Annotated in this window: 11 protein-coding genes and 1 pseudogene; 5 read left to right on the top strand and 7 right to left on the bottom strand. The window is 74.5% G+C overall.

Going from position 1 to position 13,895, the window contains the following annotated elements; genetic code table 11:
• Window positions 1-272: 272 nt before the first annotated feature.
• On the top strand, window positions 273-3,470 hold the full coding sequence (locus D7I43_RS11215; protein ID WP_120328358.1) for a UvrD-helicase domain-containing protein: 3,198 nt from the start codon (window positions 273-275) through the stop codon (window positions 3,468-3,470).
• A gap of 129 nt (window positions 3,471-3,599) precedes the next feature.
• Here the strand turns inward: D7I43_RS11215 and D7I43_RS11210 are convergent, their stop codons facing one another.
• Entirely contained in the window at window positions 3,600-4,343 is a 744-nt protein-coding gene (locus D7I43_RS11210) for a prepilin peptidase (RefSeq protein WP_240032907.1), read from the bottom strand.
• 10 nt (window positions 4,344-4,353) lie between these two features.
• On the bottom strand, window positions 4,354-5,562 hold the full coding sequence (locus D7I43_RS11205) for an EamA family transporter (protein WP_240032914.1): 1,209 nt from the start codon (window positions 5,560-5,562) through the stop codon (window positions 4,354-4,356).
• A gap of 387 nt (window positions 5,563-5,949) precedes the next feature.
• Between D7I43_RS11205 and D7I43_RS34255 the strand changes: the two are divergent.
• Together D7I43_RS34255 and D7I43_RS11195 are read left to right on the top strand one after the other, a co-directional pair.
• A pseudogene (locus tag D7I43_RS34255) lies at window positions 5,950-6,465 on the top strand (LppU/SCO3897 family protein); the annotation flags it as partial.
• Window positions 6,466-6,630: 165 nt separating this feature from the next.
• Complete coding sequence (locus D7I43_RS11195) at window positions 6,631-7,872, top strand: ATP-binding protein (RefSeq protein WP_120328356.1); 1,242 nt, start codon at window positions 6,631-6,633, stop codon at window positions 7,870-7,872.
• Between the two features lie 90 nt (window positions 7,873-7,962).
• Here the strand turns inward: D7I43_RS11195 and D7I43_RS11190 are convergent, their stop codons facing one another.
• Window positions 7,963-8,508: a GNAT family N-acetyltransferase gene (locus D7I43_RS11190; RefSeq protein ID WP_120328355.1), complete on the bottom strand. Its 546-nt coding sequence runs from the start codon at window positions 8,506-8,508 to the stop codon at window positions 7,963-7,965.
• A gap of 134 nt (window positions 8,509-8,642) precedes the next feature.
• On the opposite strand from D7I43_RS11190, the gene D7I43_RS11185 reads away from it, so the two are divergent.
• Together D7I43_RS11185 and D7I43_RS11180 are read left to right on the top strand one after the other, a co-directional pair.
• The gene (locus D7I43_RS11185) at window positions 8,643-9,191 is read left to right on the top strand and encodes a DoxX family protein (protein WP_120328354.1); all 549 of its coding nucleotides are present in this window, start codon (window positions 8,643-8,645) and stop codon (window positions 9,189-9,191) included.
• A gap of 215 nt (window positions 9,192-9,406) precedes the next feature.
• Window positions 9,407-10,849: a glycosyltransferase 87 family protein gene (locus D7I43_RS11180; protein ID WP_120328353.1), complete on the top strand. Its 1,443-nt coding sequence runs from the start codon at window positions 9,407-9,409 to the stop codon at window positions 10,847-10,849.
• Window positions 10,850-10,872: 23 nt separating this feature from the next.
• Here the strand turns inward: D7I43_RS11180 and D7I43_RS11175 are convergent, their stop codons facing one another.
• The 4 genes from D7I43_RS11175 to moaC all read right to left on the bottom strand — a co-directional run bounded on the left by D7I43_RS11175 (window position 10,873) and on the right by moaC (window position 13,733).
• On the bottom strand, window positions 10,873-11,301 hold the full coding sequence (locus D7I43_RS11175) for a molybdenum cofactor biosynthesis protein MoaE (RefSeq protein ID WP_120328352.1): 429 nt from the start codon (window positions 11,299-11,301) through the stop codon (window positions 10,873-10,875).
• Window positions 11,298-12,557, bottom strand: coding sequence for a molybdopterin molybdotransferase MoeA (locus tag D7I43_RS11170; RefSeq protein WP_120328351.1), 1,260 nt, complete (start codon window positions 12,555-12,557; stop codon window positions 11,298-11,300). The genes D7I43_RS11175 and D7I43_RS11170 overlap by 4 nt, the downstream gene beginning before the upstream one ends.
• A gap of 175 nt (window positions 12,558-12,732) precedes the next feature.
• A complete protein-coding gene (locus tag D7I43_RS11165; protein ID WP_120328395.1) occupies window positions 12,733-13,245 on the bottom strand; it encodes a MogA/MoaB family molybdenum cofactor biosynthesis protein in 513 nt (170 codons plus the stop codon).
• On the bottom strand, window positions 13,242-13,733 hold the full coding sequence (gene moaC / locus D7I43_RS11160) for a cyclic pyranopterin monophosphate synthase MoaC (protein ID WP_120328394.1): 492 nt from the start codon (window positions 13,731-13,733) through the stop codon (window positions 13,242-13,244). The genes D7I43_RS11165 and moaC overlap by 4 nt, the downstream gene beginning before the upstream one ends.
• Between the last annotated feature and the right edge of the window lie 162 nt (window positions 13,734-13,895).

Raw genomic sequence — 13,895 nt, 5'->3', positions numbered from 1 at the left:
GCCTGGACGAGGTCGCCCACGAACTGAACACCCGACCCCGCCAAACGCTGGGCTGGGCCACCCCAGCCCAGCGACTAGCCGAACTCATCGCGCCCTAACAATTGCACTCACCACTTGACGCCACCCCGAGTGAACGGGCGATAACTTCATGATCACCGCGAGCCCACAGGGACGGGCGGGACCGCGCTCGTTTGGCGGTGGGCTCGGATTGCGCGGGTCACTCGTGTGCGTGGCGGCGGGCGGGGCCGGGGGCGCTCGTGGCAGGATGCGGCGTGCCTCCGTTCAGCGCCGTACCCCCCGGTGGCCGCCCGCCGTTCGTCGCGGACCTGCACATCCACTCGAAGTACTCCCGCGCCTGCAGCCGTGACCTCACCCTGCCGACCCTCGGTTGGTGGGCGCGGCGCAAGGGCGTCGGACTGCTCGGCACCGGTGACTTCACCCACCCCGCCTGGTACGACCACCTCCGCGAGACCCTGCGCCCGGCCGAGCCGGGCCTCTACCGGCTGAGCCCGGAGACGGAACGGGACATCGCGCGGCGGCTGCCACCCCGGCTGGCCGGCGGAGCCGACAGCGATCCCGTCCGGTTCCTGCTCAGCGTGGAGATCTCGACGATCTACAAGCGGGACGACCGGACCCGCAAGGTGCACCACCTGGTCTACCTGCCCGACCTGGACGCCGTGGCCCGGTTCAACGCCGCGCTCGGCCGCATCGGCAACCTCGGCTCGGACGGCCGCCCGATCCTCGGCCTCGACTCCCGGGACCTGCTGGAGATCACCCTCGACGCCAGCCCCGACGGCTACCTCGTGCCGGCGCACATCTGGACCCCGTGGTTCTCCGCGCTGGGCTCCAAGTCCGGCTTCGACGCGATCGCCGACTGCTACGCCGACCTGGCCGAGCACATCTTCGCCGTGGAGACCGGCCTCTCCTCCGACCCCGAGATGAACTGGCGGGTCGGCAGCCTGGACGCGTACCGGCTGGTGTCCAACTCGGACGCCCACTCGCCGGCGGCGCTGGCCCGGGAGGCCACCGTCTTCGCCACCGCACGCGACTACTTCGCCGTACGCGAGGCGCTGCGCACCGGTGACGGCCTCGCCGGGACCATCGAGTTCTTCCCGGAGGAGGGCAAGTACCACGCCGACGGCCACCGGCTCTGCGGGGTCAACTGGGAGCCGGAACGGACCCGGGCGGCCGGCGGCCGCTGCCCCGAGTGCGGCAAGCCGCTCACGGTCGGCGTACTCAGCCGGGTCGAGGAGCTGGCCGACCGCCCGGCGGGGTACCGGCCGGAGCACCGCCCGGACGTGACCCACCTCGTGCCGCTCGCCGAGGTCCTCGGCGAGATCAACGGTGTGGGCGCCCGCTCGAAGAAGGTCGAGGGGAAGCTCGCCGACCTGCTCGCCGCGCTCGGCCCGGAGCTGGAGATCCTCACGAGCACGCCGCTCGACGAGATCTCCCGGGTCGGCGGCGAACTGCTCGCCGAGGGCATCGGCCGGCTCCGCCGCGGGGAGGTCCGCCGGGTGCCCGGTTACGACGGCGAGTACGGCGTGATCACCCTCTTCGACCCGGCCGAACTGCGCGGACGGGCCGCGGGGGCGCAGGCGGAGACGCTGTTCGACGTACCCGTGCCCGCGCAGCGCAAGCCCGCGGAGCCGGCGGCGAAGGCACGGGCCCGACGCCCCGCGGCGGCCCGGGCCGACTCGAAGCGGAAGGCGCCCGAGCCGCCCCCGCCACCGATCGCCCCGCCACCGTCACCGCACGAGCCGTTCGAGCCGATGCTCGCCGGCATGGAGGAGGTCGGCACCGGGCTGCTGGACCGGCTCGACGCGATGCAGCGGGTGGCCGCCTCCGCGCCCGGAGGCCCGCTGCTCATCGTGGCGGGGCCCGGCACCGGCAAGACGCGGACGCTGACCCACCGGATCGCCTACCTCTGCGCCGAGCTGAACGTCTTCCCCGAGCACTGTCTGGCGATCACCTTCACCCGCCGCGCCGCGGAGGAACTGCGTCAGCGGCTCGACGGGCTGCTCGGGCCGGTGGCCGAGGACATCACGGTCGGCACGTTCCACTCGCTCGGGTTGACCATCCTGCGGGAGAACGCGGACGCCGCCGGGCTTCCCGACGACTTCCGGATCGCCGACGACGCCGACCGGGCCGCGGCCCGCGCCGAGGCGGGCGACGACCCGACCGCCTACACGGCGCTGCTGCGCAAGCAGGGCCTCGTCGACCTGGACGAGCTGCTCACCCTGCCGGTGGCGCTGCTGCGGGCGGACCGGACGCTGGTCGAGCGCTACCGGGACCGTTGGCGGTGGATCTTCGTCGACGAGTACCAGGACGTCGACGCGGTGCAGTACGAGCTGCTGCGCCTGCTCAGCCCCCCGGACGGCAACCTCTGCGCGATCGGCGACCCGGACCAGGCCATCTACTCGTTCCGGGGCGCCGACGTCGGCTACTTCCTGCGCTTCTCCCAGGACTTCACCGACGCGCGCCTGGTGCGGCTGAACCGCAACTACCGCTCGTCGGCGCCGATCCTCGCGGCCGCCGTGCAGGCCATCGCGCCGTCGTCGCTGGTCCGCGGCCGCCGGCTCGACCCGGCCCGGCTGGACCCGGAGGCCCCGCTGGTCGGCCGCTACCCCGCGAGCTCCGTGGCCGACGAGGCAGACTTCGTCGTACGCACCATCGACGAGCTGGTGGGCGGCCTCTCCCACCGGTCGCTGGACTCGGGCCGGATCGACGGCCGGTCCACCTCGCTCTCGTTCGGCGACATCGCCGTGCTCTACCGCACCGACTCGCAGGCCGCGCCGATCGTGGACGCGCTGTCCCGGGCGAACATCCCCGTGCAGAAGCGTTCGCACGACCGGCTGCGGGACCGCCCCGGCGTGGCCGCCATCGCCCGCGAGCTGCGCCACGCGGGCGGGCTCGGCGGAGGGCTGGCCGCCCGGGTACGGCTCGCCGGCCAGGTGGTGGCGGAACGCTTCGCCACCCCGACGCTGGACGGCTCCGGCTCCGGGGTACGCCCCGAGGACGTCCGGGTGGCGGTGGACCTGCTCACGCCGCTCGCCCGCCGCTGCGGCGACGACCTGGAACTCTTCCTGTCCCAACTGGCCACGGGCGCCGAGGTGGATGCGCTCGACCCGCGCGCCGAGGCGGTCACGCTACTCACCCTGCACGCCGCCAAGGGACTCGAGTTCCCGGTGGTGTTCCTCGTCGGGGTCGAGGACGGGCTGCTGCCGCTGCGCTGGCCCGGCGCGACACCGGACGAGGACGCGATCGCCGAGGAACGCCGGCTCTTCTTCGTCGGCCTGACCCGGGCACAGGACCGGCTCTACGTGAGCCACGCCGCCCGGCGTGTCCGGCAGGGGTCCGAACGCGAGTGCCGCCCGTCGCCCTTCCTCGATGCCATCGATCCGGGCCTGTTCGAGCGCTTCGGCGAGGCCGAACCGAGACGCCCCAAGGACCGCCAGCTCCGCCTCCTGTAGCCCCGCCCCCGCGTCCCATCCCCGCGATCTTGCACTTTCGGCCCCCGAGATAGGGCACTTGCCCTGTTTTGCCGGGGCACAAACTGCAAGATCGCCGAGGCAGGGGGTGGGTTGGGGTTGGGGTTGGGTTTAGGCGAGCAGGGCTAGCCAGGTGGCGCAGAGGATGGCTGGGCCGAACGGCAGGGGGGTGTCGGGGCGTACCCGGTGCGTGGCGAGGAGGACGAGCGCCGTGACGCCGGCGAGCACGTGCGGCAGGGCCAGCCCCCACCCGAGGGCCGACCAACCCGCCCACCCGAGCGCCGGACCGAGTGCGGCGGCGAGCTTGACGTCGCCGAAGCCGAGTCGCGAGCGCGGCAGCACCGCCAGGGTCAGGTAGACGGCGAGGGAGACGGCGGTGCCGGCCGCCATCATGGGGAACCGTGCCGGCGTACCGGTCGCCAGCGCGACCACGCCCAGCCCGAGGACGCCACCGCCGGCCGCCGCGGCGACCAGCAGGTCGGGCAGCCTTAGGCAGATCAGATCCACCACGGCGAGCACCAGGCCGATCGCCGCGACGAGCAGGAACACGGGCAGCGCCGGATCGTCGCCCCGTGCGACCGCCAGCCCGGCGAACACGACCGCACCGGCGAGCGCAGGAACGGGCCAACGCGGGACGGGCGCCGGGCTCATCGGCAGACGGTGTGCGTCCATGGGCAGCACGAAGCGCCCGGCGAACCTGGGCGGGACGCCCGGCTGGCCAAGAGGGCCGTGCACGCCGGTGACCGGGACGAAGCGGCGCGCGAGCACCGGCGCGGCCGAGCCGGCGAGCACACCCAGGATGACCGAGCCGGTGACCACGCCGAGTGACGCGGTGGTCGGCAGGCCGGCGGTCACCGGCCGGACGTTACCGCCGCTCCCCGCTCGCCGTGGTCCTCGCACCTCCGGGTCGCGGTATCCCCGGCGTGGCCGGTCCCGCACCGTCGGAACGCTCGTCGCCCGTGCCGAGGTGCGGCCGCCCCGCATCGGCCCGGTCGCGAGGCAGCACGGTGTCGGTGCCCGCGCGCTCGGCCGGGTCACCCGCGCGGCCGACGCGTCCGCCGCCCCCGGAGCCAGCGCTGTCGGCGCCCGCGGAGCGCGCCGTGCCCGCCCGGCGAGGGCGTTCGGTGCTGACCACGAGGGCCACCCCGGCCACGATCACGCCGCCGCCGAGCAGCACCTGCCCGGTGACGGGCTCGGCGGCGAGCGCCGCCCCGAGCACCACCGCGACGGCCGGGTTCACGTAGGCGTACGTCGAGACGAGGGAGATCGGCGCGTGGTGCAGCAGCCAGACGTACGCGGTGAAGGCGACCAGCGAGCCGGCGACCATGAGGTAGACGAGCGCCAGCCACGACCGGCCGCTCACCTGGGCCGGATCGAAGCCGCGCAGCTCACCCCGTCCCACCGCGAGGAGGCCGAGTGCCACCCCGCCCGCGACCATCTCGTAGACGGTGGCGACGAACGGGTCCGCGGGCATGCGGATGCGCCCCGACAGGAACGAGCCGATCGACCACGAGACGGCCCCGACGACGACCGTGAGCGCCCCTGCCAGCGGTACGGCGTCCGCGCCACCGGTCGGGAGCACCAGCAGGACGAGCCCGGCGAAGCCGAGGGTGACGCCGGCGAACGTCCAGAAGCGGGGCCGGTCGCCGGTGACCGAGCGCAGCAGCACCACCAGCAGGGGCACGGTGGCGACCAGCAGCGCGGCGATCCCCGACGGCAGCGCCACACCGGGCGGACCGGACTCGGCGAGCACCACGAGTCCGTTGCCGCCGGCCAGCAGCAGCAACCCGACCAGCGCGGCCGAAGCGAGCTGGCGCCGGTCCACCCGGAGGGCGCCCGGTCCCCGGCGTACGCGGAGGACGAGCGCAAGGACCGCCGCGGCGGCGACGAACCGCGCCGCGGCCGAGGCGAGCGGTGGCAGGGTCTCGACCGCGATCCGGATGCCCAGGTACGTCGAGCCCCAGAGCACGTAGACCACGATCAGCGCTGCCCAGACGAGACCCGGGCGGGCGGCGGGGGTGGGCGGGCCGGACCGGTCGGCGGTCCGGATCGCACCCGAGGGGTTCGAGCGCATCACCGGTCCACGCTACGGTGACGCCGGAGTCGCCGTCCCGCGATGGTGGCCGGCCTCTCACCACTGTCCAGGAGGATGTCGATGGGAAACTACGGATCACCGCGTGGTGACGTCCCGGATCCGTGGCGTGGGCAGCGGCCGGACGAGGCGTACGGGGCGGCGCCGGAGGGCTCCCGGTGGGCGGGCGCCCCGCAGGATGTTCCTCCGGGCGGGTACCGCGGCCCGGCCCATCCGGGGTACCGGGGCCACGACGAGCCCCGGTACGCCGATCCGGGGCCGCGCTACGGGGAGCCCCGGTACGGCGGCTTCCACCCCGAAGAGGGGGAACGCCACGTCGCCCCGCAGCGGTATCCCGCCGATCCCCCGTCCCGCTCGGGCCACGACGAGGTCCCCCCGTGGGAGCCGGGTGCGGGCCAGTCGTCGTACGCCGCCGCCCCCGCGCCGCCCCCACGGCGTTCCCGCAGGCCGCTCGTCGTGGTGCTGGCGGTGACCGTGCTGCTCGTCCTGGCCGGCGGCGCGGCGGTCTACGTCCTCACCGACGGGGAGGAGACGCCGCCCGCAGCGGCACCGAGCGCCCCCGCGTCGAGCGAGCCGGCCGACCCGGACGTCCCCGAGGCGGCGGCGCCGCCGACGGCCGCCGCACCCGAGTCCTCCGCCGACCCGCGCTTCGTGAAGGTGGGCCAGTGTGTGCGCAACGAGGGCTCGGTCGGCGGGAAGCCGAAGCTGTTGATCAGCGACTGCGGCCCGAACACGTACGAGGTGCTGCGCCGTGTCGACGGCACCACCAGCGGTGAGCGGGACGCCGAGGCGAAGTGCGCCAAGGTCGAGGGGTACACGAACTGGTACTTCTTCGACAGCGAGCTGGACACCCTCGACTTCGTCCTCTGCCTCAAGCAGCGGTAGTCGGCCACGAGCCGGGGGCAGGAGCGGTGGCCGTCGTAGGTAAAACTAGGGCTGTCTAGCGTGGACGCTAGACAGCCCTAGTTTTGTGTCGAGGATTCCGACACGCGGTAGCCGCATCTATCCATGTCTAGCCCCGCAGCTAGACGGCCCGATACTGTGCGATGCGTGGATCCGGTCCGCAACCCGTACGCCCCGGGTGCCGGTCAGCGCCCGCCCGAACTCGCCGGGCGGGGGCGGGAGCTGGACGTCTTCGACATCGTGTTGGAACGCATCGCCCGCGGCCGGCCCGAGCGGAGCCTGATGCTGACCGGCCTACGCGGTGTCGGCAAGACCGTCCTGCTCAACACCCTGCGCTCGCAGGCGATCAACCGGCTCTGGGGCAGCGGCAAGATCGAGGCCCGGCCCGACCAGTCGCTGCGCCGCCCGATCGCCGCCGCCCTGCACATGGCCGTACGCGAACTCGCGCCCCGGCACCGCGCTCCCGACCGGATCGACGCCTTCCTCGGCGTCCTCAAGGCGTTCGCGCTGCGCGCCGCGCCCGCCGGCCGCGGTGGGGCCGCGCCGAAACTGCGTGACCGTTGGCAGCCCGGTATCGACGTGCCGGCCAGCAGCGGCCGGGCCGACTCGGGCGACATCGAGATCGACCTCGTGGAGCTGTTGACCGACGCCGCCGCCGTGGCCAGCGACGTGGGCACGGGCATCGCCATCTTCATCGACGAGATGCAGGATCTCGGCGCCGAGGACGTGTCCGCGCTCTGTGCCGCCTGCCACGAGCTGTCCCAGCTCGGCGCGCCACTGATCGTGGTGGGCGCCGGCCTGCCGCACCTGCCGGCGGTGCTGAGCGCCGCGAAGTCGTACTCCGAGCGCCTCTTCCGCTACCAGCGGATCGACCGCCTCGACCGGATCGCCGCCGACCAGGCGCTCTGCGCCCCCGCCGAGCGTGAGGAGGTCGAGTACGAGCAGAAGGCGCTCGACCTGCTCTACGAGAAGTCCGGCGGCTACCCGTACTTCGTGCAGGCGTACGGGAAGGCGACCTGGGACCACGCGCCGCGCTCCCCGATCACGGCGGCGGACGTGCGGGTCGCCGCTCCGGAGGCCGAGGCCGAACTCGCCGTCGGCTTCTTCGGCTCCCGCTTCGAGCGCGCCACCCCGGCCGAGCGGGAGTACATGCGGGCCATGGCCACGCTCTCGCTCGTCGAGGCCGAGGCGGGCGGCGGCGCCCGGGACGACATGGACGCGGCCGTGCCCACCGCGGAGATCGCCCGCGCTCTCGGCCGGAAGCCGGCCAGCCTCTCCCCGGCCCGGGACGCCCTCATCAAGAAGGGCCTCATCTACTCGGGTGAACGGGGCACGGTGGCGTTCACCGTGCCGCACTTCGGCCGGTACCTGCGCACCCAGCCGGCCTGATCCGGCCACGCCGGCTCCCCCCGCCCGCCGCGCCGTCCCGCCTGATCCGGCCGCGACGGCCGCACGGTGCGGGCCGACGCGCCCCGCCGGTCAGACCTTGGACCAGGGCGGCGGGAAGACGACCTCGCCCCTCGGCGGCGGGGCGGCGTCGCTGGTCGCCGGCGGCAGCACCAGCGCCTGCCAGGGCTCGCCCAGCCCGGACCAGGGGCTCGTCAGGCCCATCCGGTCGGCCCGGCCGAAGCCGAAGCGCCGGTAGTAGGCGGGACTGCCGAGCACCACGACGAGGCGCTCACCCAGCTCGGTGGCGGCGTCGAGGGCCGCCTGCACCACGGCCGTGCCGTGCCCCACCCGCTGCCGGTGCGGCGCCACCGCCACCGGGCCGAGGGCCAGCGCCGGCGCCGCTCCCTGTTCGGATTTCACCCGTACGCGGGTCAGCAGCGCGTATCCGACCACCTCGCCGCCGTACTCGGCGACCATGGCGAGTTCGGGGATCCACGCGTCCGAGCCACGCAGCTCGTCGACCAGCACCACCTCGGGTGGGGTGGTCACGTCCGGGCGCGCGAAGGCGGCCGCGAGCACCCGCCGGACCGGGCCGGTGTCGGCCGGGTCCTCGGGTCGCAGCCGCAGCGTGGTCACGCGCGCGACGTTACCCGCCGGAGCCCGTCCATCCGCGACGGTCGCTCGATTCGGCGTGGCGTGACGTAAACACCCGCCGATACCGTTCGGTGGATACCGGGGTGGCCGGGGCCGCGACGGGGTATGACTGAGCCATGACACCCGTGCGCTCCCTCGCCCGCGCCATGCTGAGCGGCATCTTCGTGGTCAGCGGGTACCGCAACTTCATGAACCCGGGGCGGCTGGTGCCGGCCGCCAAACCGGTCACCGATCGGGTGACGCCTCTGATCGAGCGGGCCAACCCGCGCCTCCCGACCGACACCGAGACGTTGATCCGAGCCAATGCTGCGGTGCAGGTCGGCGCCGGATTGATGTTCGCCACCGGCAAGTTCGTCCGGCCGGCGGCGCTCCTGCTGGCCGGGACGCTCGTGCCGACGACGATCGCCGGGCATCCCTTCTGGAACAACGACGACCCCGCGGCCCGCAACAACAACCAGGTGCACTTCCTGAAGAACCTGGGGCTCCTCGGCGGACTCCTGCTCGCGGCCGTCGACACGCAGGGCAAGCCCGGGCTGCGCTGGCGTGCGGGGCACCGCGTGGACCACTCGCGACGGTCCATGAAGCGGGCCGTCCGCACGGCGCGCCGGGAGGCACGGCTCGCCGCCGCCCGCGCCACGAGCACCGCGCGCCGTTTCCCCGGCTGACCTGCGTCGATACCCCCCTCACGAGTTCCACCCCCCGCTCAACACCGCGAATCACCTGAACCGCCCGGTAGGCGTTAACGCGGTGGAAATGTCAAAAACATGTGTGGGATCGGACACGGTCGCATAACGCGGGAGGCATCAACGTGAGGCGCCGTTCTAGGCTCCGTGCGGGACCTGGACGGGTAGGACGAGCTTGGTACGGGGGTGGCCACGCCATGCCGGCGACCGTCGGGAGACGGGCGGACCGCCTCGCCACCGTCCGACGCGTGACGAGCGGGATCGATCGCAGGACGGTCGTACGGATCGGCGTCGTCGTGGCCGTCGCGTACGCCGCGTGGCTCGCCGTGAAGGCCTTCGGCCGCCCGTACACCTTCTTCGACATGAAGATCTACCACGGCGCCGTGGTGTGGTGGGCGACCGGACACGAGCTCTACGAGTTCGTCGCCCCCGACACCACCCTCGGGTTCACCTACCCGCCGTTCGCCGGCCTGGTGATGCTGCCGATGGCGCACCTGCCCGTGGAGGCCGCCGGCATGGTCAACGCGCTGGCCAGCCTCGGCGCCCTGGCCATCGTGCTCGCCGGCCTGCTCCGCCCGATCGTGGACCGGCTCGGCTGGCCCCTGTGGTTCACGGTCGCGCTCGCCGTGCCGCTCGCCGCCGCCATCGAACCGGGCCGGGAGACCCTCGGCTACGGCCAGGTCAACCTGCTGCTCTTCGCGCTGGTGATGGCCGACCTCATCGGCCTGCGCTGGCGCTCCCGCCGTGGCACGCACGTCTCCGACGAGGACGGCCCGCTGCTGCGCTTCGTCTACAGCGGCGCCTGGGCGGGCGCCGGCATCGGGCTGGCCACCGCCGTGAAGCTCACGCCGGCCCTCTTCATCGTCTACCTGATGATCACCCGGCAGTGGCGGGCGGCCACCACGGCGATCGCCACCACGATCGGGGTCACGATCGGCACCTTCGCGATCGTGGGCGCCGAGTCCCGCACGTACTTCGGCAGCGTGCTGTGGCAGACCGAGCGGGTCGGCGCGGCCGACATGACGCCGAACCAGTCCCTGGCCGGGCTGCTGGCCCGCCTCTACGACTCGATCGAGACGCCGGGCCTGCTCTGGTTCTCGTTCTCCGTGCTGATCCTCGCGCTCGGGTTGTCGCGCGCCTCCAACGCGCACGCCGACGGTGACGAGCTGACCGCGTTCACGCTGGTCGGGCTCACCGCCAACGTGATCAGCCCGATCTCCTGGACGCACCACCTCGTCTTCGTGGTGCCGGCGATCATCATCCTGGCCGACGCGGCCGTACGCCGCCGCGAGGCGAGCCGGGGGCTGGCGCACCGCGCCGGGCAGGCCGCCACCAACGGCGCGCTGCCCGGCGTGAACGGGCTGCGCCCTCCGATCTGGTACCCGACGCTGACCGGGCTACGCCACGGCGTCGCCGCCATCGGGCTCTACCTGCTCTTCCTTGTCTCGCCGATCTGGCCGTACGAGCACCAGCTGCCGGAGGTGTCCCACTACCAGGACGGCCTCTTCGGCGCGCTCATGGAGAACTCGCTGGCGGTGGCCCTCATCGTCCTGGTCGCCGCGCTGCCCTGGCGGCCGGGCGCCGAACCGGTCTTCTACACCGACCGGATGAGCCGGGTCGTCGTGGGCGCCCGCCGCTGACCGGCCGCCGCCGGCGCGCCCCGTCAGGGGCAGTTGACCCACTCCTCGGTGCCGTCGGCGAAGACCTGCCGCTTCCAGATCGGCAGCCGCGCCTTCACCTCGTCGACGAGGCGGGCGCAGGCGGCGAACGCGGCGGCCCGGTGGGCGGTGCTCACCGCGGCGACCAGCGCCACGTCGCCGATGGCGAGGGGACCGATCCGGTGCGACACGGCGACGGCGTACACCTCGGGGTCGGCGGCGATCTCCGCGGCGACCTCCCGCAGGATGCGCTCGGCGCTCGGGTGTCCCTCGTACTCCAGGCTGGTCACGGCCCGGCCGTGGTCGTGGTCGCGGACCACGCCCTGGAAGGAGACCACGGCGCCGGCGCGCGGGTCGGCGACGGCCGCCTCGTGCGCGGCGAGGTCGAGCGGCTGGTCGGTGACCTCGCCGTACGCGAGGGTCGGTGCGGTCACGAGGCACGCTCCCCGGGCAGCAGCGGCAGGGGTACGACCGGCACGCGGGCACCCGGCTCGCCGGTGGTCCCCGGAGCGATCACCGCGAAGCCGTCCGCGCCGGCGAGCCCGCGCAGCATGGCCGAGCCGACGTGTCGCACCGGGTGGGCGCTGCCGGCGGCCCGGTCCAGCCGGACCAGCGCGAGGTGGGTGTAGTCGCCGCGTCCGGCCACCGGCTCGGCCAGCGTGGCGTGCGGCAGCGCCGGCATCGGGCGGCCCTGGAGACCGGCGAGCAGCGGCGCCACGAGGGAGACCAACGCGACGATGGCCGACTGCGGGTTGCCCGGCAGGCCGGCCACGAAACGGACCCGCCCGTCGGGCCCGGTCAGGCGGGCGAGCAGCATGGGGAAGCCCGGCCGGACGGCCACCGTGTTGACGACGTACTCGGCGCCCAGCTCGGCCAGCGCGGGGTGCAGGTGGTCGACCGGGCCGTGCATGGTGCCGCCGGTCGTGCACACGAGGTCGGCCCGCGCCAGCGCCGTGCGCAGCGCCGACACGTGGGCGGGAAGCGTGTCGGCCACCGGGCCCACCACGTCGGCGGGCGTGATCTCGCAGCCGTAGCGGCGCAGCCAGGACGGCAGCGCCGGGCCGAGCGCGTCGCGCACCCGGCCCGCGCCGGGCGGGCCGGCGGTCAGGAGTTCGTCGCCGAAGACCAGCAGCGCGGCGCGCGGCGCACGCCGGACCCGCAGCGTGTCGTGCCCGCAGGAGGCGGCCAGGCCGATCACCGCCGGGTCCACCGGCGTGCCGGCGGGAAGCAGCTCCTCACCGGCGTACGCCTCCTCGCCCGGCCTCCGCCACTCCGGCGTGCTGCGGGGCGTGCCGCTGACCAGGCCGTCCGGCGTCCGGTCGGACTCCTCGATCCGCAGCACCACCGTGGCGCCGTCCGGCACCATCGCGCCGGTGGCGATCTCGACGGTCGTGCCGTCCTCCGTGAGCGGCGGCGGTGTGCCGCCGGCGAGCACACGGCCGACGACCCGCCAGGGCCCGGAGCCGCGTACGGCCCAGCCGTCCACGCTGGACGTGGGGAAGGCCGGCAGATCGGTGCGCGTGGTCAGCGGCTCGGCGAGGGTCAGCCCGTCGGTCTCGACGAGCGGCCGTCCGGCCACCGGAAGCGCGGCGGCGAGACCGGCCGCGTACGCGTCGGAGCGCGCCTGTGCCCAGTCGGCCGGCGCGGATGCGGCGGTCCGCGCGGCCGCCGCTGCGGTTTCCGTGCTCACCGGACGAGCCTATCCGGAGGGCGGACACCGTGCCGGGCCAGTGACCACGCCGAACCTCCCCGGCGCGGGCGCCGGCCGACGGTGCTGCCCGGCGCCCACCGGCCCGCACGTCCCACTGCGTCGATCATGACGTTGTCGTCACGCGCATCGGCGTGTCGCGGCGACAACCTCATGATCACCGGGAGCCGGCGCCGTGGGGGCCGGGTTGGGGGCTGGTGGGGTGGTCGCCGCCGCGTAGCTGGTCGACGGCGTGCGTGAGGATCGGCCCGAGCACGGCCAGGCCGTCGCGGGCGCCGCCGGTCGAGCCGGGCAGGTTGACGACGAGCATCCGCCCGGCCACGCCGGCCAGCCCTCGGGAGAGCGCCGACGTGGGGACGCGGTCACGACTGTGGGCGCGGATCGCCTCCGCGATGCCGGGGATCTCGTAGTCGAGCAGTTCCCGGGTCACGTCGGGCGTCCGGTCGGACGGGGTGATCCCGGTGCCGCCGCTGGTCAGCACGACGTCGACCCCGTCGGCGAGGGCGGCCCGCAACGCTGTGCCCACGGGTTCGCCGTCGGGCACGACCACGGGCTCGTCGACCTCGCAGCCCAGGTCGCGCAGGCCGGCCACGAGCAGCGGGCCGCTCGTGTCGGCGTAGACCCCGGCGGCGGCCCGGTTGGACGCCACGATGACCCGTGCCCGGATCACGGCCGGTCCTCCGGACGGACCCACTCGCCGGTCTTGCCGCCCTCCTTGCGCAGCACGCGAACCGCCTCCACGGACGCCGCCGGGTCGACCGCCTTGACCATGTCGATCAGGGCGAGGCCGGCGACCGCGACAGCGGTCAGGGCCTCCATCTCGACGCCTGTCCGGTCGGCGGTGCGCACCGTCGCGGTGATCTCGACGGTGTCGACCGTGGGTTCGAGTTCCACGGTCACGCCGTGCAGCGCGATCGGGTGGCAGAGCGGGATCAGGTCGGGCGTGCGTTTCGCGCCCATGATGCCGGCGAGCCGCCCGACGGCCAGCGCGTCACCCTTCGGCAGGCCGTCGCGGCGCAGCAGCTCGACGACCTCGGCGGTGGTGCGCAGCCGGCCGGCGGCGACCGCCGACCGCCCGGTCACGGCCTTGGCCGAGACGTCGACCATGCGTGCGGCGCCCGCGGCGTCGACGTGGCTGAGCTGCGCGGGGCCGGTCAGCTGCGCGGATTCGGTCACGGCCGCGAGCCTACCCTCCGGCGGGGACGGAACGGGGCCGCCAGGAGGCCCCGGGTGGGGAGGAGCGGCACCGGTGCGCACCGCGCGAAGGTGCTGTCCGCGCGGCCGCACGGCAGGCGCCGCCCCTCCCTCGTGACCCGCCGC

Source organism: Micromonospora globbae (assembly GCF_003610785.1).
GTDB classification, from domain to species: Bacteria; Actinomycetota; Actinomycetes; order Mycobacteriales; family Micromonosporaceae; genus Micromonospora; species Micromonospora globbae.
This window is presented reverse-complemented; position numbering and strand designations above follow the sequence as displayed.

Coding starts and splice junctions, on each gene's coding strand:
- D7I43_RS11205 (WP_240032914.1), bottom strand. CDS start 5,562: ATGCGCTCGAACCCCTCGGGTGCGATCCGGACCGCCGACCGGTCCGGC.
- D7I43_RS11185 (WP_120328354.1), top strand. CDS start 8,643: ATGACACCCGTGCGCTCCCTCGCCCGCGCCATGCTGAGCGGCATCTTC.
- D7I43_RS11180 (WP_120328353.1), top strand. CDS start 9,407: ATGCCGGCGACCGTCGGGAGACGGGCGGACCGCCTCGCCACCGTCCGA.